At 41.7% G+C, this 19,977-nt stretch carries 19 protein-coding genes and 1 other annotated feature; of the genes, 13 read left to right on the forward strand and 6 right to left on the reverse strand.

What is annotated here, in order from left to right; translation table 11 throughout:
• Positions 1-20: 20 nt before the first annotated feature.
• The 3 genes from ACTU7M_RS08110 to ACTU7M_RS08120 all read right to left on the reverse strand — a co-directional run bounded on the left by ACTU7M_RS08110 (position 21) and on the right by ACTU7M_RS08120 (position 3,305).
• On the reverse strand, positions 21-1,148 hold the full coding sequence (locus ACTU7M_RS08110; RefSeq protein ID WP_443473886.1) for a cation diffusion facilitator family transporter: 1,128 nt from the start codon (positions 1,146-1,148) through the stop codon (positions 21-23).
• A 368-nt stretch (positions 1,149-1,516) separates the two neighbouring features.
• Positions 1,517-2,260 carry an SDR family NAD(P)-dependent oxidoreductase gene (locus tag ACTU7M_RS08115; RefSeq protein ID WP_443473887.1) on the reverse strand — a complete coding sequence of 248 codons (744 nt, stop codon included), beginning with the start codon at positions 2,258-2,260 and terminating at the stop codon, positions 1,517-1,519.
• Between the two features lie 211 nt (positions 2,261-2,471).
• Positions 2,472-3,305 carry a MetQ/NlpA family ABC transporter substrate-binding protein gene (locus ACTU7M_RS08120; protein ID WP_443473888.1) on the reverse strand — a complete coding sequence of 278 codons (834 nt, stop codon included), beginning with the start codon at positions 3,303-3,305 and terminating at the stop codon, positions 2,472-2,474.
• A gap of 100 nt (positions 3,306-3,405) precedes the next feature.
• Positions 3,406-3,638 (reverse strand) — a binding site (T-box leader).
• 108 nt (positions 3,639-3,746) lie between these two features.
• Here ACTU7M_RS08120 and ACTU7M_RS08125 point away from each other — a divergent pair.
• The 4 genes from ACTU7M_RS08125 (at position 3,747) to ACTU7M_RS08140 (ending at position 8,336) form a co-directional block, all read left to right on the forward strand.
• Complete coding sequence (locus ACTU7M_RS08125; RefSeq protein WP_443473889.1) at positions 3,747-4,379, forward strand: copper homeostasis protein CutC; 633 nt, start codon at positions 3,747-3,749, stop codon at positions 4,377-4,379.
• A gap of 179 nt (positions 4,380-4,558) precedes the next feature.
• Positions 4,559-6,454, forward strand: a complete 1,896-nt coding sequence (locus tag ACTU7M_RS08130; RefSeq protein WP_443473890.1) for a beta-N-acetylhexosaminidase — start codon at positions 4,559-4,561, stop codon at positions 6,452-6,454.
• Between the two features lie 167 nt (positions 6,455-6,621).
• A complete protein-coding gene (locus tag ACTU7M_RS08135; protein ID WP_443473891.1) occupies positions 6,622-7,815 on the forward strand; it encodes a MalY/PatB family protein in 1,194 nt (397 codons plus the stop codon).
• A gap of 65 nt (positions 7,816-7,880) precedes the next feature.
• A complete protein-coding gene (locus tag ACTU7M_RS08140) occupies positions 7,881-8,336 on the forward strand; it encodes a DUF305 domain-containing protein (protein WP_443473892.1) in 456 nt (151 codons plus the stop codon).
• A gap of 241 nt (positions 8,337-8,577) precedes the next feature.
• Here ACTU7M_RS08140 and ACTU7M_RS08145 read toward each other — a convergent pair whose 3' ends face one another.
• Positions 8,578-10,086, reverse strand: coding sequence for a PTS transporter subunit EIIC (locus ACTU7M_RS08145; RefSeq protein WP_443473893.1), 1,509 nt, complete (start codon positions 10,084-10,086; stop codon positions 8,578-8,580).
• Positions 10,087-10,098: 12 nt separating this feature from the next.
• Positions 10,099-10,788 (reverse strand): N-acetylmannosamine-6-phosphate 2-epimerase, encoded by a 690-nt coding sequence (locus ACTU7M_RS08150; RefSeq protein WP_443473894.1) that lies wholly within the window; start codon positions 10,786-10,788, stop codon positions 10,099-10,101.
• A 145-nt stretch (positions 10,789-10,933) separates the two neighbouring features.
• Between ACTU7M_RS08150 and ACTU7M_RS08155 the strand changes: the two genes are divergently transcribed.
• The 5 genes from ACTU7M_RS08155 to ACTU7M_RS08175 all read left to right on the forward strand — a co-directional run bounded on the left by ACTU7M_RS08155 (position 10,934) and on the right by ACTU7M_RS08175 (position 15,814).
• The gene (locus ACTU7M_RS08155) at positions 10,934-11,752 is read left to right on the forward strand and encodes a MurR/RpiR family transcriptional regulator (protein ID WP_443473895.1); all 819 of its coding nucleotides are present in this window, start codon (positions 10,934-10,936) and stop codon (positions 11,750-11,752) included.
• Positions 11,753-11,773: 21 nt separating this feature from the next.
• Positions 11,774-12,895, forward strand: a complete 1,122-nt coding sequence (locus tag ACTU7M_RS08160; RefSeq protein ID WP_443473896.1) for an RtcB family protein — start codon at positions 11,774-11,776, stop codon at positions 12,893-12,895.
• 33 nt (positions 12,896-12,928) lie between these two features.
• Complete coding sequence (mgtE, locus tag ACTU7M_RS08165) at positions 12,929-14,275, forward strand: magnesium transporter (protein ID WP_443473897.1); 1,347 nt, start codon at positions 12,929-12,931, stop codon at positions 14,273-14,275.
• 230 nt (positions 14,276-14,505) lie between these two features.
• A complete protein-coding gene (locus ACTU7M_RS08170) occupies positions 14,506-15,096 on the forward strand; it encodes a hypothetical protein (RefSeq protein ID WP_443473898.1) in 591 nt (196 codons plus the stop codon).
• Positions 15,097-15,115: 19 nt separating this feature from the next.
• The gene (locus ACTU7M_RS08175; RefSeq protein WP_443473899.1) at positions 15,116-15,814 is read left to right on the forward strand and encodes a hypothetical protein; all 699 of its coding nucleotides are present in this window, start codon (positions 15,116-15,118) and stop codon (positions 15,812-15,814) included.
• A gap of 46 nt (positions 15,815-15,860) precedes the next feature.
• On the opposite strand, the gene ACTU7M_RS08180 is transcribed toward ACTU7M_RS08175, so the two are convergent.
• Entirely contained in the window at positions 15,861-16,346 is a 486-nt protein-coding gene (locus tag ACTU7M_RS08180; RefSeq protein WP_443473900.1) for an ECF transporter S component, read from the reverse strand.
• Positions 16,347-16,440: 94 nt separating this feature from the next.
• On the opposite strand from ACTU7M_RS08180, the gene ACTU7M_RS08185 reads away from it, so the two are divergent.
• The 4 genes from ACTU7M_RS08185 (at position 16,441) to ACTU7M_RS08200 (ending at position 19,966) form a co-directional block, all read left to right on the forward strand.
• Complete coding sequence (locus tag ACTU7M_RS08185) at positions 16,441-17,190, forward strand: hypothetical protein (protein ID WP_443473901.1); 750 nt, start codon at positions 16,441-16,443, stop codon at positions 17,188-17,190.
• A gap of 28 nt (positions 17,191-17,218) precedes the next feature.
• Positions 17,219-17,755: an SOUL family heme-binding protein gene (locus ACTU7M_RS08190; RefSeq protein ID WP_443473902.1), complete on the forward strand. Its 537-nt coding sequence runs from the start codon at positions 17,219-17,221 to the stop codon at positions 17,753-17,755.
• A 429-nt stretch (positions 17,756-18,184) separates the two neighbouring features.
• On the forward strand, positions 18,185-19,042 hold the full coding sequence (locus tag ACTU7M_RS08195; protein ID WP_443473903.1) for a pyridoxamine kinase: 858 nt from the start codon (positions 18,185-18,187) through the stop codon (positions 19,040-19,042).
• Positions 19,043-19,966, forward strand: a complete 924-nt coding sequence (locus ACTU7M_RS08200; RefSeq protein ID WP_443473904.1) for an AEC family transporter — start codon at positions 19,043-19,045, stop codon at positions 19,964-19,966.
• Positions 19,967-19,977: the final 11 nt, after the last annotated feature.

Below are 19,977 nucleotides of genomic sequence, written 5' to 3' on the forward strand. Positions count from 1 at the left end.
AATTTTCATTTCCTTACTGTTTATCTGAGTAAACTATCTGGGTCTGCCATCAGTTCAATCGTTGAATGAGTAATATTTTGCGGTGCAACAATTTGGCGAATTTCTTCTTTCAGTTCTTCTTGTTCTTCGTGGTTCAATATTTCCGTGCTTAAAGTAACCGCCATTGCATGTTCTTCTCCATCGATGGACCAGATGTGCAGGTGGGAAATACTGTAGACACCCGCTAGATTTAGAATTTCATTTTCGATTTTTTTCAATTCCACTCCAGTAGGGACAGCTTCCAGGAAGATTTCCACTGTTTTTTTGAACATCGGCCATGCATTATAAAAAATAAAACCAGCGATTGCGAGGGATAAAATTGGATCCAGGATATACCAATCTGTGAATCTTACGATAAGACTGACAATCAATACCGCTACCCAGCCTAATACATCTTCCAGGAGATGTAAATTCAACATGGATTCATTTGCGGAAGAGCCTCGACTCATTAACCACGCTGAGTAACCATTTGCGGCAATCGCGAAAATAGCCAGCCAGAACATGCCATTGTAGTTGATGGGTTGGGGATTAAGCAGACGCGGGAGCGTATTAATAATTAAAATCGCTGCTCCGAATAAAAGGATACCACCCGTAATCAGGGCGCCCAACAAGGAAAAACGTTGATGGCCAAAACTGTATTTTGTATTTGCTTCCCGGGTGGAAATTTTTTGGAAAAGCCAAGCCAAACCGACAGAAACAGCATCTCCCAAATCATGGACAGCGTCTGATAAAATCGCTGCACTATTAAAGAGGGCGCCAAAAATAAATTCCAACAACGAGAAAATGATATTGATGATGAAAACAAGTTTCATATTTCGAGCAGCGACCTCGCCGGATGAAAAGTCGATTTCGTGTGCATGGTTATGATCATGACCGTGATGATGATGGTTTTCATGACGTTCATGTTCATGCTCTGCGGGTTCAAGTACGATTTTTTCAAATGCTAGTACGCGTTTCATTTTGGACATATCGATTTTCTCGGGGATGCTTATATTCCGATGTTTATAATCAATAACTATGCCACTGAATTCAGGTTTTTTATTCAGCCGTGTTTCTAAATCTTCTGCACACTCCTGGCAATGGAAGCCACGTACATGGTATTCGTTCATGAGATCAGGCACCTTCCTTCCTTCATACATATGATTTTATATTCATACGTATTCTAGCATAAACTGGTATTACTGTAAACTAAATGAACGCAAGCCACATATTAATATATGAAGGCATAAAAAGTAAGAGCGCGAGTTCCGGAGGAAAACAACCCTTCAAAACCCGCACTGCCTTATCTATTATTTTAATTCCACCGGGACGAACCAGTAGTTGTCAAAATTTACATCATTTGTAGGCATCCACGAAAGTGTTATTAGAGTCTGTTTAGCGTTAGAGGACATGAATTATCGGTAACACAAAAAGCAATCAGGGGAAAATTACCATCCCTGATTGCTTTCTCGTTTATGAGTTTTTTAAAACGCCACTATTATAGGTCAGAAATCATCCCGCCATCGACCACGAATTGCGAACCGGTTGAATAGCTGGAATCATCGGAAGCCAGATAAATAACCAAGTTTGATACTTCTTCAACTTCGGCTCTTCTACGTAAAGGAATATCTTTTTCCAATTGTTTTAGATATTCATCCACATCTGATTGGGCAGCCATCGGTGTCTTGATAATGCCAGGATGAACCGAGTTGACGCGAATGTTGAATTGGCCCAGTTCGGCTGCTGCTCCTTTAGTCATGCCGGTTACAGCATGTTTGGAAGCACTGTACGCAATCGCAGTAGGGGCACTCACCAAACCGTCAACAGAGGAGATATTGACGATGGATCCAACGCCGGCTTTCTTCATGGAAGGTACTGTTTTTTGCATGCCTAGGAAAACACCCAGTTCGTCAACTTTAAACGTCAATTCAAAGTCCTTGACAGTCAATTCTTCCAACGTTTTGAAAATTCCGATTCCGGCATTGTTGACCAGAACATTGATATTTCCGAAAGCTTCCTCCGTTTTTGCAACCACTTCAATCCAGTTTTCTTCACTGGAAACATCCAATTTTAAAGCAATAGCATTTTCGCCCAGTTCATTGGCTAATTGTTGCGCACCCTCGATGTTCAAATCGGTAATTGCAACTTTTGCGCCTTCCTCAACGAATTTTCGAGCATGCATCGCTCCCATACCTTGTGCTGCTCCAGTGATGATTGCTACTTTACCTTCTAATTTACCCATTTCAAATTCCTCCTATTTATAATATCTCTAATTCGAAATGTTTATATTGTACTTAGTTTAGCACCTGGCTTACTTTTTGTCAACGGGGTGAACTCATCAAATCACTCCTCACATTTATGAAGTAATTTTAACTATTTCGCTGAGTTCTCCGCCTCATCCGGGTAGTACTGGGGGATATTATAAAAAAACTCTGAATTTCGTAGTGGCTTACCTATTGTTTCAATTCCTCCGGGATGAACCAATAGTTGTCAAAATTTACATCTGCCATATAATCTTTAAAATCCTCTGATTTGTATGCATCCACGACGGCCTGTGTCCAAGCGGTATCTTCTTGTCCTTCATTAACTACAGCGTGGAGAATTAAATCTGGTAGAATATCCTCATTTAATAAGCTATCATTTGAACTCATCCCTGCAGCATACAACATACTACCCGGTATGACTCCATAGGCAACATCGGCTAATGAACGTGGAATTTGGGCAGAGCCCATCTCAATGATTTCTAGTTTATGAGGATTATCAATAATATCAGTTGGTGTTGATTGCATCGGTTCAACCTCTTCATCCAACTTAATCCAACCCGCTTTTTCCAAAAGCAAGAGGGCACGTGCAGCGTTGGAAGCATCATCCGGGATGGCTATTTTGTCACCATTGGCAACCTCGTCAACGGAATCTTTATTCTCTGAATACATGCCTGTCGGCACAGTCGGAATTGGCGTAATAGGGGTCAAGTGGGCATCAGATTCGGCATTGAAATTGTTCATATATGCTAAATGTTGATCAACATTGATATCAACCGCTCCTTCATGTAAAGCCATATCTGCAGATCGTAAATCTGTAAAATCGGTGACTTCAATTGTATAGCCTTCTTCTTCAAGTATAGGAGCGATCCCTTCTAAAAATAATTCACTGTAGGGGCCAGGTGAGGTTCCAACTTTGATGGTTGTTTTTTCCTCAGCATTTCCAGCTGCATCGCTATTACCACATGCCGTCAAAGAAATCCCTGCAGCCAGTAAGACCATCAAACTTAAAATCCGTTTTTTCATTTTTAAAGTAACCTCCTAATAATTTTATTTACCAACCTAAACAACCTTAGTTATCACCTCCTAAATAAAAAGCCCTTAAATCTGGGCACACTGCCACAGATTTAAGGGCGAAATATCTTTTCACGGTTCCACCTTAATTTTTTCTTATCCAGTACACCGGAAAAACGGTCTATACTGTGTCTGTATAACGGGGACGGCCGACGCAACCTAACCTCATCGGCTCAATTGCGCAACTCCAAGATGCACTTCCAAACAATGGCTAATATCCCTTCTCAACAATGGGGACTTTCTGTGATTTCCGATTATTTGTACTTTTCTTTTCATTGTCTTTATAGGTTGTTTTTTCAAGTTAATTAAAATCTAACAAAAATAAAATTAAAAGTCAATGAGAGAATGGACCTGGATTATGTAAAAGGGTATAGTTAAAGCGAGGTGATGATTATGTTAAAAGAAGCTTGTGTAGAAAATTTTACCAATGTTCCTGCAGTTATCGAACGTGGTGCCAAACGCATAGAATTGTGTGATAACTTGGCTGTGGGTGGGACGACACCGAGTGTTGGTGTTATTAAAATCACGACAGAATACTGCTACGAAAAAAATGTATCCGTTATCGTAATGCTTAGGCCCCGGGGTGGTGACTTTGTTTATTCCCTCATGGAAAAAACGATGATGATGCGTGACTTGGAAGAAATCTGTACTTTGCGTTGTCATGGAATTGCTGTAGGTGCACTAACTGCGGAAAATGAATTGGACAAACCATTTTTGGAAGAAATTGCAGAAACGGCAAGAAAAAATGATGTGGAACTGGTTTTCCATATGGCCTTTGATGTAATTCCGGAAGAAAAACAAAGAGAGGCGCTGCTTTGGCTACAAGAGATTGGTTTTACACGAATCTTGACTCACGGTGGCCCGACTGAGAACACGATTTTCAAGAATGCCGCACACATCGCTGAACTCACGGAAATCAGTCCGGAAATGACTATTATGCCGGGCGGTGGCATTACGAAAGACAACCTGACGGATCTTGAAAAAGTACTTGAATTTAACGAGGTGCATGGGACGCGAATTGTCTAACTCAAGTTTAGGAGAACCCATAATGGGTTCTTTTTATTGCGCATATAACGGACGATTTTTCTACAAATGAAATAAGTTAATATGTTCTACAATATTCTTAAAGATAGGAGTACGCACGATTGTAAATGCTTGCAAAGTGTTTTATGCTAGAAACAATAAATAGACTTAGGAGGAACTACATGTTAAAAATTAGGATATTAGGCGATAAGAGCGAAATTGAAAGCGGTTTAAATTTGGTGTCTTCTATTTTGGATATTGAGGTTAGCAGTGAAGGAATTCCAGTTATGATAGAAAAAAATATAGCCTGTCAAAATCAAACATATGGTTATGACGGTGAGAAAGGTACTATCACTTACACCAGTACAAATAGTTTTTTCCGCTTGCTGAATTTATGGATAATGGAATATAAAAAATCCAAACCCTTTGAAAAAGAAGAAAAAGTTCAATTCGAAAAAACAGGTGTCATGATTGATGCTTCACGGAATGCAGTCATGAATGTATCCACGATGAAGGAATTCTTGTTGCACATGGCGAAAATGGGTCTAAATTTGGCCATGCTTTACACGGAAGATACATATGAAGTGAAAGAATACCCTTATTTCGGTTACCTACGTGGTCGTTATACGCAGAAAGAATTGAAGGAATTGGATGACTATGCGTTCGCTTTGGGGATTGAAATGGTGCCGTGTATCCAGACTCTTGGGCATTTGTACTTGGCCTTGAAATATGAATATGCCAACGCGATTCGGGATACGTCCGATGTCGTATTGGTGGGGGAACCAAAAACATACGAATTCTTAGAAAATTTGATTCGCACCGCTTCGGCCCCTTTCCGTTCCAACCGCATTCATATCGGGATGGACGAGGCGTTTGGATTGGGTTCAGGCGCGTATAAAGCACGTCATGGTATTCGCGACAATTTCTCGATCATGAACGATCATTTGAAGGAGGTCGTGGCTATTACGGAAAAACATGACTTGGAACCGATGATGTGGAGCGACATGTATTATCGTTTCGGGTCTAAAACAGGGGATTACTATGACTTGAATAGCGAAATACCGAATGAAGTGATTGACGAAATCCCACAAGTGGACATGGTTTTATGGGATTATTACCATGAAGATCAAAATACGTATGACATCTTGCTAGAAAAACATATCGCCATGAAACAAAAAGTCATCTTTGCTGGTGGGATTTGGACCTGGAACGGGATTGCTCCGAATTACGGCAAGACGTTTGAAACAACTAAATCCGGCTTGGCGAGTTGTAAACGCAATGGCATAAAGGAAGTCTTTGCCACGATGTGGGGGGACGACGGTGGCGAAACACCTATTCTTTCTGCTTTGCCGGGAATGCAATTATACGCGGAAATGTCTTATCATGATCATTACGACGAAGCACGCCTGGAGGAAGAATTTTTACATAACACGGGCTATACAATGACAGAATTTTACACATTGAACGCTCTGGACGAAACGCCGGGGGTTATGAAAAATAACTTGAACACTTCCGCAACTTCGAAGGTACTTTTATGGAACGATCCTTTACTGGGTTTGTTCGACAAGGACACGGAAGGATTGGGATTGAGCGCCCACTATAAAACAGTGGCTGAAAAATTGGCACCGTTAGCTACGGATGTTTCCCGCGAGTTTACGGATATCTTTGCTTTCTATCACCGACTGGCGATAGTGATGAGTACAAAAGCCGATTTTGGTGTGTTGGTGAAACAGGCCTACGATGCCGATGATAAAATGGCTTTGGAAAAAGAATTGGATAAAGCCAAAGAATTGAAAAAAAGCATAAACGATTTGCGTTTAACACATCAAAGAATCTGGATGCGCTACAATAAACCATTTGGCTGGGAAGTGTTGGATATCCGTTATGGCGGTATTTTCATGCGCTTTGCGACAACAATTGACCGCTTGTCTGCCTATTTGGATGGGACCCTCGAAGAGATTCCGGAATTAATGGAAGAAAAACTGCCATTCTCGAGCCCTTATGATTTAGGGGAAGGAACATTGGGACGTGGGTTATACAAAGATATGGTGACTGCGGGAAAACTTTCCGGCGTTTAAAAAGAGAAAAATGTTATGTCTGGTTCAAAGACATAACCGTAAACGAGATTGGGAATTATTCCCAATCTCGTTTATTCGCTTCACTTTAATCTATGAGTAAATTCATAAAGTCTGTTTTTAGTCATTGGCATTGATATACTATAATAGAAAATAAGGAGGCGAAGGTGATGAAATATGATTTTACGAAACGCGTTGACAGGAAAAGTACAGGTTCGGCCAAATGGGAAGAAATGTATAAGTGGAATCCGAACGTAGAAACGGGCGTTTTACCGATGTCTGTTGCGGACATGGAATTTCAAACTGCTCCAGAAATTACGGAGGGCTTAAAGAGGTACCTGGATGAAGCGGTTTTGGGGTATACAATTCCATATCCATCTTTCCTGGATGCGGTTATACAATGGCAAAAGGATCGCCACGATTGGGAAATCCAACCTGAATGGCTTGTGAATACGCCCGGTGTCGTGACGGCGTTTTATGGGGCAATCCGGACTTTTAGTGAAGAAGATGACGGCGTCATAATCTTTAGACCGGTCTATCACCCGTTTGGCCAAGCAATTGCGGATAACCACCGGACAGAGGTCAATGTCCCGCTCATTCACAAAAATGGTACCTATGAGATCGATTTTGAAGCTTTTGAGGAAGCTGCCGCAGACCCCAAAAATAAAATTCTGCTTTTTTGCAGTCCGCACAATCCAGTGGGGCGCGTATGGCGCCGTGAAGAACTCGAAAAGATAGCGGAAATTGCCATCGAACACAATCTTTATGTCATCAGTGATGAAATCTGGTACGATTTTGTAATGCCTGGTTACACACACACCGTTTTGGCAACCGTTGATGACAGATTGAAAGAGCGGTTGATCACTTGTACCGCACCATCAAAAACATTCAACCTAGCGGGGATGATGCTCTCCAATATCATTATCGCGGACCCCGCGTTACGGGAACAATTTCGCCAGGCGATGGCTGAAGTGCGCATTGACATGGTGGGGATTCTGGGTTACAAAGCTTGCGAGTTGGCTTATACAAAATCTCGGGAGTGGCTGGATGAATTGATTCAGGTTATTCACCACAATGCCCAGCTTGTTGAGCAATTTTTTGCTGAACATTATCCTAAAGTTACCGTGACCAAATTGGAAGGTACCTACGTCCAGTGGCTGGATTTTCGTGGATTGGGGATGACAACTGAAGAGTTGGAAACATTCCTGCACCAGGAGGCCCAGTTCTTCACGGATGAAGGTTATATTTTTGGAGCAGAAGGCAATGGTTTCGAACGCATCAACTTGGCTTTGCCGACAACGGCTCTGGCAGAAAATCTGGAACGATTATTAGTAGCATTGAAGAACCTTGATTCTTTGAAATAAGGACTAAATTTTTGACCTTCGTATCCTTTCTTCTTAAAATGAAGTTAACAGAAGGAGGAATTTTCATGAAAAAATATGTTCGTTTTGGAATAATGATCCTGACATCCACCATCATCATGTACTTCCTCATGTATTTGAATGTTTATGAATGGGCTCATGTTTTGATCAGCGAAACCCGTCTTTTTATGGCCTTGATTATGGGGTCTGTCATGGCAATTGTGATGCTGGGATTCATGTGGAAAATGTATGACAATAAGAAAATGAATATGGCGATCCTCACTGTCAGTGTCCTGGTTTTCGGTGTCTCCTTGTGGTTGGTACGCAGTCAAAAAACAGTCGATCAGATTGATTGGATGCAGGCAATGATACCTCACCATTCCACTGCCATATTGACCAGTGAAAGAGCAACGATTGAAGACAAAAGAGTCAAGCAATTGGCAGAAGAAATCATCAAGGCACAAGAAGAAGAAATCGCGGAAATGGAACGTTTAATTGAAGAGCTGGAGAATGAGAAGCAATAGTAAAAAACAGATATGAGTGGATTTTTGTAAGGTTGGTAATCATCAGTAACCCTAATGAAAATCAGTTTTAACGCTTCGACATTGAAAGACGGCCCATAAGATCCAGACATTGAGCACCGCTTATAATCGTTGTAATTAGAACCTTCCAAGACATATTATCGGATTTGTGGCAATAATATCCACAAAAGCCCACAAAATAAAAATGACCAAAAGAACGATTACCGTTCCTTTGGTCATTTTTTTAGTCTTCATTTCCCATAATCTGATTGATTTCTTGTGATAATAAATCCGCTTTACCGCCGAATACGGCTTGGATACCGCCTTGTACCTCGAAGACAGCGGTTGCCCCGAGATTTTTGATAGCAGCTTGGTCCACAATCGAACCATCCTTAACGGAAATCCGCAACCTTGTTGCGCAAGCCGTAACTGATTCGATGTTAGCTTCGTCTCCCAAAGCATCAATGATGATATGTGCTTCGTCATTCAAGGTTGAGGCCTTTCCGGTAGTAGCAACTGGGACGCTTGGATCAACGTCAGTTTCTTCCATACCTGGTACCATCACTTTGAATTTCGTAATTAAGAAACGGAACACGAAGTAGTAAATCAATGCCCAAACAATGCCGACCGGGATAACCCAAAGCCAATTCGTTTTGTTGTTACCTTGCAGTGGACCGAACAGGAAGAAGTCGATGAAACCACCTGAGAACGTATTTCCGATCCGGATGCTGAGTAGGTCGGCCACGAAGAAGGAAACACCGTCAAGAAAAGCATGAACGACATATAACCAAGGTGCCACAAACAAGAACATGTATTCAATTGGTTCTGTAATACCCGTCAAGAATGATGTAAGGGCACTACTGAAGTACAAACCACCATTTTCTTTACGATTCTGTTTTGGAATCGAGTGATACATTGCCATAGTGGCAGCTGGCAAACCAAACATCATGGTTGCGAAACGTCCTGCAAAGAAGCGTGTTCCGTAAGTAAATAGTCCGGTGTGGTTGGGATCAGCTAACTGCGCAAAGAAAATATTTTGTGCCCCGGCAATAGATTGACCCGCTACTACTTCAGTCCCACCTAAAGATGTATACCAAAACAATGGATAAATCGTATGGTGTAGTCCAACAGCTCCGGTCAAACGCAACAAGAACCCGTACAAGAATGTCCCGATACTTCCCATTTGTGCGATGGCTTCACCAGCGGATGTCAATGCTCCCTGGATAGGGGGCCAGATTAAATAAAAAATAGTTGCAAGGATAATGGCTGCGAATGAACCAACGATTGGAATGAAACGTGAACCACCGAAGAAGCCCAAAAATTGCGGTAATTGAATTTTCCGATAACGGTTATGTAAAATGGCAACTGTACTACCGACTGCTATTGAACCAACGACCCCAGTGTCAATCGTTGCACCTTCAGCTGAGAATAATTGTAAAAAGCCACTGATGGTTGCAGCAAATACGACATAACCAACACCACCAGCTAGACCGGCAGTCCCTTTATCCCCATTGGCAAGGCCAACAGCGATACCAATAGTAAAGATGAGCGGTAAGTTCGCAAAGACAGCATTCCCAGCAAAACTCATGATACTTAAAATGGTTTGTAGCCAAGCAATATCAAGGAATGGATAGGCAGCCAAGGTGCTTGGGTTGGTCAAGGCACCGCCGAGACCAAGCAAGAGTCCGGCAGCCGGTAATATGGCGATGGGGAGCATCATAGCTCTCCCGATTTGTGAGAATTTTTTGAACATATTTTTCACTCCTTATTTCAAGCTGTCAACAAAACGTTTGGCTATTTCTTTTGGCCTGGTGATAGCTCCACCCACAACGATTCCGACAACTCCAATTTCCTGTATTTGTTTGGCTTGTTCGGGTGTATGGATTTTACCTTCAGCAATTACATCAGCTCCGGCTGCGACTAATTTTTTCATCAACGCAGTGTCTGGACCGTCTTGTTTGACACTTTCTTCGGTGTAGCCACTAAGAGTCGTTCCTATAAAGTCGATTCCTTCATTAAAGGCATTCATTCCTTCTTCAAAGGTAGAAATATCGGCCATGAATAATTGGTTCGGATATTTTTCTTTTATTTCTTTAATAAATGCATTGATTGTTTTACCGTCAAAACGTTCTCTTAGCGTGCAATCCAAGGCAATCACTTCGACGCCTGTTTCTACAAGCTCATCCACTTCTTTCATGGTTGCTGTGATGAATGGGGCTTGAGGAGGGTAGTCCCGTTTAATGATTCCGATGATAGGTAGATTTACTTTTTCCTTGATTTGTTTGATGTCTCTCACTGATTCTGCGCGAATTCCCACAGCTCCCGCTTGCTCCGCCGCTAGCGCCAAGTAAGGCATGATTCCTCCTTCTTCGGTATATAAAGGTTCTCCTGGTTGTGCTTGACAAGATACGATGATACCACCGCGAACTTGGTCAATGAAGGCTTGTTTATCCATGGATTATTCCTCCGTTAATTAATTTATTCCGGAGTATATCTCCGTGAATGCAATATAGCACACGCTTCCAAGTAAGTAAATAGTTAATTTGAAACCGCAAATGTTCATGTATAATACATTCATAAACATGAAAAGGAATGACATTATGGGACTCGCGCATCAAATCCAAGAAAAATACCATACATTGACGAAATCCGAAAAAAGGATTGCGGATTATTTACTTGCAATCAAGGGGCAGGCTGTCTATCGAACAATGAAAGATATAACAGAAGAAGTAAAAGTCGGGGACGCTACCTTGATAAGATTTTGCCAAAAATTAGGCTACAGCGGTTTTTCTGACTTGAAAATTGCCATCGCCAAAAAAGAATTCACTAGCCAGTACGACGAAGACATTGACTATAAATACTATGACCGCATTTTGGAGAACCAGGTTAAAGTCCTGGAATCAACGCGGAAATTGCTTGATTCCGTTACACTTCTTAAGGCGGTAGAAGCTATTTCCAAAGCGAACTATATCTACATCATCGGCGTAGGTTCGAGTGGGCTGGCGGCTGCAGCTTTGGAACAAATGCTTCTGCGAGTGGGTGTACATGCAAATCAGACTTCTGATCCTCATTTCCAGGCTCAAGCGTTATCACTATTGGGACCAAAAGATTTGGTTATTTGTTTCTCGTTGAGTGGCAGGACCAAAGATATCCATGATTCACTACTGATTGCCAAAGAAAACCAAACACCGATTATTGCCATCACCAACTTTAAATCATCCCCAATTGCAGAACTTGGCGACATTGTCCTTCAAACGGCAAATGAGGAATTTTTTGACGGTGGGGCATTGGCAGGAAAAATATCACAAATGTATATTTCCGAGACGCTGGTTCGTGGTTATGAAATCAAGAATCAAATCAAAACCGTGGAATTGCGAGAAAAGGTCTTGCGTTCCATCATCGACAAAATACTGGATTAAGTTTTGAATGGAGGGCGAATCATGAACCAACCAGAAGAAATGCTTGTAAGCGGGAAGTACTCACAGGCGAAAGTGTTCACCAAGAACATTGACGACGAGACGATTGGACAAATTCAACGACTGGTGGATCACCCTTATTCCGAAGGCAGTCAAATCCGGATTATGCCTGATACCCATATTGGAAAAGGGGCAGTCGTTGGGACCACCATGACGTTCACGGACAAAATTGTGCCCAATGTAGTAGGTGTGGATATCGGATGTGGGATGCTTGTTGCGGAATTAGGCGACATCGGCCTGGGAAAGAATGATTTCAAAGCCTTGGATAATGCCATTAGAAAGGTTATTCCCAGTGGAACGGGTATCCGTCAGAAGTCCCATTTTTTTCTGAATGAAGCAAATCTAGAAGCCTTGACAGTTAAGCTCTCTGACATAGACCGGGTCCAACGCTCGATTGGGACATTGGGCGGTGGGAATCACTTTATAGAAGTCAACCAAGATGAAAAGGGTTCCTATTATTTGGTCATCCATTCGGGATCACGTTCACTGGGACAAGAAGTTGCCAACTACCACCAGCAGCGTGCCGTTTCGTATTGGAATCAGAAAAATGCAGATTTTGACATGGATTTTGCTTATCTTGAAAATGAAGAGATGCAGGCTTATTTAAATGATATGGGCATTGCTCACCATTATGCTCACCTAAACCGAAAAGCGATGATGCAGGAAATCACCACCGCCATGGATTGGGAGCCCGTCCGGACGTTTGATGTGGTGCATAATTACGTCGATATCGCCAATCGCATTATCCGCAAAGGTGCTATTTCCGCCCAAAAAGGTGAAGAAGTGATTATCCCGATCAACATGCGCGATGGCAGTGTTCTGGCTGTTGGAAGAGGGAACCCGGACTGGAACTATTCTGCTCCTCACGGTGCAGGACGTTTACTGTCGCGCACACAAGCCCGTAAAACGCTACATCTGAACGCTTTTCAACAAGCAATGAAGGGTATCTATACGACTTCTGTTCGTAAAGCTACTTTGGACGAGATGCCTGATGCTTACAAACCGATGGCGGAAATTTTGGCGAAAACGGCAGCCACCGTCATGGTCAAGGCTATCTTGAAACCTGTCTACAACTTCAAGGCTTAATGGGACACAGGTACGAAGGGAAGAGTGAGCATAATGAGAACGCACGAAATTATTTTTCAAGCTGTTAAAAATAAAGACCGTAAAACATTCCGGAAATACTTTTTGAAGCTTCATATTCGAGACCAAGAGGAACTCTTCCATCTTCTTTTCCCCACAAACAAGCAAGAAATTGCGGCGTTCCTGAATCCGGATGAATTTGCAGATATACTTGAATGGATGACTCCACGCAACCAAAAGGAAGTGTATGCGGCTTTTTCTACGCGCGCAATTGCGGGCCTACTTATGCAGATGGAAAGTGACAATATCATCAAATTTTTGTCTTATTTAGAACCGGGACAAATCGATGAACTACTTTCCCTGGTCGATGCAACCGAACGTAAACATATAGAAGAAATGTTGGAGTTCGGACCAAAAACGGCTGGTTCCATCATGAACAAGAGTTACGTGGTTGCTTCACCGAACGAAACGGTAAAGCAAGTGGCAGAGCGCTTCCGGTCATCTGCCCAAAAAGTGGAGATGGTTTACTATGTCTATGTTTTGGACGGGAATGGGATTTTGCGTGGGGTAGTCTCTTTGCGCGACTTGATCATTGAACCTGAGGAGAGGCAATTGGCAGAAATTATGGTGAAAAATGTCGCGGCCGTCCACACGGACACCGCACAAGAGGCAGCTGGTAAATTACTGCAGGAATATGATTTAGTTGCCGTTCCTGTCTTGGATGCCACAGGTAAAATGGTGGGGATAATTACGGTCGACGATGTGATGGATGTCATGACGGAAGAGGTCATTGAAGATTTTGAAACATTTGCGGCCATCACGAGATCATCAAAGAAAGATTTTAACGAAGGAAAGGCATGGGAAATCGCCCGAGTAAGGATGCCGTGGATCATCATTCTGATATTTATGGGAATGTTTAGTGCGACCTTGATCAATTCCTTTGAAGAAACGCTCAATGAAGTTGTATTGTTGGCAGCTTTTATCCCGATTATCATGAACTCAGCCGGGAATGTCGGAACCCAATCTTTAGCAGTTTCAATCCGTAAACTATCCTCGGGCAGGAATCTGCTCAAAGGAGCATTTTGGAAAACAGTTGGACAAGAATTATTGGTCGGTCTGATACTTGGTTTGGGGGCAGGATCAGTCCTTGGGTTGATTGTGGCGATTTTCTATGGAAATATTGCACTAGCTATCATTATTGGAATCTCACTATTGTTGGCACTGGGTATATCAAACGTTGTCGGTGTTCTTATTCCGGTGTTAATCGATAAATTCAGAATTGATCCAGCCATTGCATCAGGCCCGTTCATAACGACCATCAATGATGCAATAGGCTTGTTAATTTATTTTTCCATTGCAACGCAGTTTTTGACTGTTTTATAAAAAGACTTTTCTATTCGTTGGAATACGTACACGAATGAATTCTTTTATTTGGTTGTATTGCTCAAAATGGGTTATTATTAACATAGAGATAAGAGATTTCATGCGAGGGGAAAGCCATGAAAAGTGAACGGAAGTGGGGAAAAAGGAAAAAAATTATTCTTATTATTGTTCTCGTCACCTTGCTTGTTTCGATATTTTATACCGTTTATATGTTTATTCAAGCCCCGACCGTGGTTGGGGTAGAAAATGACGGTGAACGTGTGAAGAGTGACTATTTTCTGTTGAGTTTGCAGTGCGGGGTCGCTTCTATATTGGTGTTTTTGCCAAGAAAGATTGAAAATAGATTCCAAGTGCAAATTCCAAATATCATTCAAATCATGTATCTAATCTTCTTGTTTTTATCTATTTTTTTAGGTGAGGTCAGTAATTTTTATTATCGTGTACCGATTTGGGACAGGATTCTCCATTTTTTCAGTGCGGGAATGCTCGGCACTATTGGATTTTTTTTGGTTGATATTTGGACTGGCATGGATAAGAAACACGTTCAGATAAGTCCTGGAATCGTTTCGTTTTTTTCTTTTTGCTTCGCCATGACTGCTAGTACAATATGGGAAATATATGAATATACCTCAGATGGTATCCTCAAAACCAATATGCAAAAATATATTTCGTATGAACATGAAGTGTTGGCCGGAAGGAACGTATTATTTGACACAATGGGTGACCTCTTGGTGAATACGATGGGGGCCTTGGTGGCCGTTTTGATTGGCTATTTCTACTTACACCGCAACCTTAAAACTCAAAATAGCAATAACATCTAACCGGAAAGGAAGATAGACCATGAAAACTGATAGAAAATCGGATAAAGGAAAAAATGTCCTCCTCACGATTGTTCTTTTCTTCCTAATCGCCTCAACTTTTTATGCCATTTACATGTTTTTTCAGGCGCCAAGTGGTTCTTCTGAACATGAAGGCGTTCGCATGAAGAGCGATTACGTGGTGATGGCTCTCCAGAGTATAATCGGAGGGGTGATGATATTTCTGCCCATCAAACTTCAGGACAAATTTGATATTTACATCCCTAATATTATTGAAATTATTTATATCATCTTTTTGTTTGCGGCCATTTACTTAGGGGAAATCCAGAATTTCTATTATATTTTCCCATTTTGGGATACACTTCTGCATTTTCTCAGTGCCGGTATGCTAGGCGCTACTGGGTTTTTATTAGTCAATCTATTGACCGGGATTGAGAAATTAAATTTACGTTTGAGTCCCAGTTTTGTTTCGTTTTTTGCTTTTTGTTTTGCGGTGATGGTTGGTGCGATTTGGGAAATTATTGAATTTCTGGGTGATGGTATTATGGACGGTAATATGCAAAAATATAAAACCTATGAGGGTACCGTATTGTTGGGCCGTGTCGCTTTAAAGGATACAATGCAAGATTTGATTGTGGATTCGCTTGGGTCCTTGTTCATCGTTTTGCTTGGGTATTTTTACTTGAAACGTAAGAGTAAGAGCAAGAGCAATCTGACTTAAATAAGTTAAAAAAACGTTTCCCGCTCGTGTAGAGGGGAAACGTTTTTTATCTTTTAGAAAAAATAGGGTTGAGAATCTTGAAGAGAATAAGGGCGATTACAGCCCCCACGATCCCTTGGAGGATATTCATTAAAACAGCTGCCACTGCCGCCGCTGTTCCATAGAGGAGCCAGTCAGTAAAGAAGTAGCCTGTCGCCATCCAAAGGGCAGGAATGAAGACTGCTAAAATGGTATTACCTGTTTTTTTATAAATAACACCAGCGAAAAAGCCTTCCAATCCCTTTACGAGAAAGGTAAAAGGCATATACATGGCATAGCCAGCAATCATGTCAGCTAAAGCCGATCCAATCGCTCCAACCCAAAATCCGGCTGCTGGACCCATTATAAGTGCCGCTAATAATAAAACCGCATCCCCTATATTTAAATATCCTTGTGCATTTGGGATTGGTATCCGAAATAAAAGTGTCATGACGGTTGTTAAAGAAGCAAACATTGCAAACATGACCATTTGATGCGTATTGTTTCTTTTCATCCGAACCCTCCTTTTTTAACACATTATACCTTATCGATGGATAATGGCTAGTAATACTTTTATAATTAAGATGAGTGAATTAGGAGGGATAACGATGGATAAAACATTCAAATCGTTGTTGTTGGCGAGTACTTTTCTGACCTTGGTGGCGTGTGGTGGTAATGACACTGGTACTAATGGGGAGTCCAGTGTGAGCGAAAGTAGCCAAATGGAATCCGAAGTATCCAGTATTGTTGAAAGTGAAAGTGGCTCAGAAAGCAGTGAAATGGCATCTTCCTCACAACCTGTCGGAGCTGGAGAATTCGGGCCACTGTTGACACAATTTTCTGAAAGTATTAGAGGAGATAAATATTTTATCGCCTATGATGTTCATGTAGAAGATAGCGTTGAACCGGACCCGTCAGATTATCAAACTAAAGTAGCAGTGGACAATGATAAGGCGGCATTTATTACAGTTACCGATAATGTGACCTCCCATACCATAATGAAAGACGGCAATTTATATATGATAGATGAAGTGGCCAAACAAATCATGGTCTCGAAACTTGGCATCGTGGTAGAGGAAGAAGAAAATTGGAATCCTATCGACTTGGAAGATACTGAATTTTTGGAATCCGGTCGAGAAGGGAATCTCGACTTTGAAACTTATCGCAGGGACGACCAACTATTTACCTACTATTTTTCCGGGTCGGAATTGAAGAAAATGGTTTTTGATGACGGTATTTCCGTGACAACCATGGAGGTTACTGAAATTTCGAATAATCCACCAGCGGAAATGTTTGAATTGCCGGAAGGCTATAAGGAAATAGGTATGGAAGATTTCGGAAGCGAATCCGAAGAATAGAAAATGGATTATCTAGGGGATGGGAAAAATGTCCAAATATGAACGTCCGGAGTACGAGGTAGTAGTGTCGGAAGAACCGTTTGAACTGAGGAAGTATAAGGATTTTTATATCGTGGAATACGACAACCAGGATGATCCGGACATCAATAGCGGCTTCGGTACCTTGTTTCGCTATATATCAAAAGGAAACAAGCAGCAAAAGAAAATCAGCATGACCGTCCCGGTGATTCAAGAACTGGCGGGCGAGCAGATGAAGATGGCATTCGTGGTCCCGAAAGAGCATTGGGAAAATATACCCGAGCCCACCAGTCCATGGCTGTCCGTCAAGAAATTCGACAGCGGACTCTTCGCCGTCATCCAGTACGGCGGGACTTCGAATGATAGCAAGGAGCAAGAAATGAACAAGAAACTTTCCCAATGGCTGGATGCCAAACACTACAAGCCAGTATCCAACTATATGGTGGCCACTTTCAATGCCCCGTTCACATTGCCGCTGTTGCGCCACAATGAAATCATGGTCCGCATAGCCAATGCCTCATCAGAAGACGCCACCTCGTTAAGATAAACGGATTTAGAAAAATGGCAGAACGAGAATTTTAGCGGCCTCCTGCGCCGAGACGGTGTGCCCAAGTACATGGATTTCAATCAGCATGTAAAAGAAAACCTCGAAAGCGATTGGGGTAAAGAAATCTAGGTACAACGAAAAAATGACGTAGAAACCTATTTCGGTTAGCGCCCATATCAGAGCCAAGCAAGCCGTTCATATTGATACTCCTGAGCATGAATCTTACAAAAATAGCCTTTGAGGCTAGAAGAAAAGCGGAATATTTTTACCAAAATTCAGTCCAAAATAAAAATCGCAATGAAACAATCAGAATTTTGATTATTTCATTACGATTTTTTTATTTGAGATGGTACAGATAATATTCGCCCATGGGTGACTTTCTTTTGGTACAATAATTAAGAAATTTAAAAAAAGGAGGCGGATGCGGCTATGCACCAACCACGCATTTTAGTAATTCAGGATATATCCGCCAGCTGCCGGATTTCAGCCAATGTTGCTGTGCCCGTTTTAAGCTGTTTGAATAACGCTGTAAATATACTGCCGACTGCCTTATTAAGTACTCACACGGGTGTCGGTTTTTCAGGTTTTACTTATTTGGATTTAACCCAGGAAATAAAGAAAATTCTAAATCATTGGCAATCGTTGGGAATCAAATACGATGGTGTTTTGATAGGTTACCTCGGTTCAAAAGAACAAATCGATTTGGTGAAACGCATTATTCATGATTTTATGAAACCGCAAGGTATTGCGATTTTAGATCCGGTGATGGGGGATCACGGTTTTTTGTATACCGGATTTGACAGTGCTTATGTTGCAGAAATGCGTGAGTTATGTCAGGAAGTATCTGTGATTATCCCTAATATGACGGAAGCAAGTTTATTGTTGGATAAGCCCTATAAAAAAGGCCCCTTCACGCAAACTTTCATCGAAGAAACGTTGGCTGAATTGACCGGATTAAACAATCAAACAGCCATCTTAACCGGGGTTCGTTACGATGAGGAAGTTTTGGGAGCGGCTAGCTATCATGCGATTTCCAAAAAATATGCTTATAGTTTTGATACGTGGCACCCAGGTCATTTTGATGGAACGGGGGATTTGTTTTCCAGTACAGTAGCAGGATTATTATTCCAGCAAAAACCATTGGAAGAGGCAATTGAACTGGCAGTTAAATATGTGAATCGTGTCATCGAGCGTACCATCACCAGTGGAGTGGACCCTAAATTTGGGGTTCAATTTGAAACGGATCTACCATTTCTGATGCACCACGTTCACGAAGGGAGCAATTAAGTGAATCCTCTTATTGTTATTGAACAATTGCTTTTATTGATGCTCATCATGTTACTGGGTTACATCGTTGCGAGAATGAAACTGCTGGATGAGCACGCAGAAATGAATTTTGCAACGTTCATCAATTATGTATCGGTTCCAGCTTTGATACTCTCATCCGCAGATGGAGCCGGAATTACGGGGTCCAAAATGGATAGTATCTGGGTCTTGGTGGTTTCTAGTGCTTCATATGCGTTCTTTGCTTTCTTGGCTCTGGGCTTACCGAAACTTTTCCGAGCAAAACCGGATGAAGTAGGGGTGCTGCAATTCGTTACCGTTTTTGCGAATAACGGCTTTATGGGTCTGCCTGTCGTTCAAGCAATTTTTGGATCGGGTGGGTTATTTTATGCAGCGATTTTTAATATTCCCAATAACATTTTGGTGTATTCCTTGGGTGTTTATTTTATCTCCAAGGGAAAAAGAACGCATGCGATTGATTTGAGGAAATTATTGTTAAATCCAGCTATTTTATCAGCCATCTTTGCACTTTTAATATTTTTATTTGAAATTCCCGTGCCCTCCTTGATTATGAAAACGGCCGCGAGTCTGGGCAATATTACATCGCCGCTGGCCATGTTTATCATCGGGATGTCAATGGTACGCATTGATATCTGGTCTGCAATGAAGGACCTACGTCTGTATCTTTTTTCAATTTTAAGAATGTTACTCATTCCTGCTCTGATGTGGTTTGTATTACGTAATGTAATATCAAATACTTTTATACTGGGCGTGTTAATCATTATCGCCGGCATGCCGGGACCCGCTATGGCTGTTACGTTATCGACTTTGTACGGTGGTAACACGTCTTTGGCGACGCGTTATGTTTTTATATCAACGGTTTTATCTGTACTGACAATTCCTTTATTGAGTCTTTTATTTGGCTAGCACTATGATAA

It is taken from the genome of Jeotgalibaca sp. A122 (genome assembly GCF_052266715.1).
In the GTDB taxonomy this organism is placed as follows: Bacteria; Bacillota; Bacilli; order Lactobacillales; family Aerococcaceae; genus Jeotgalibaca.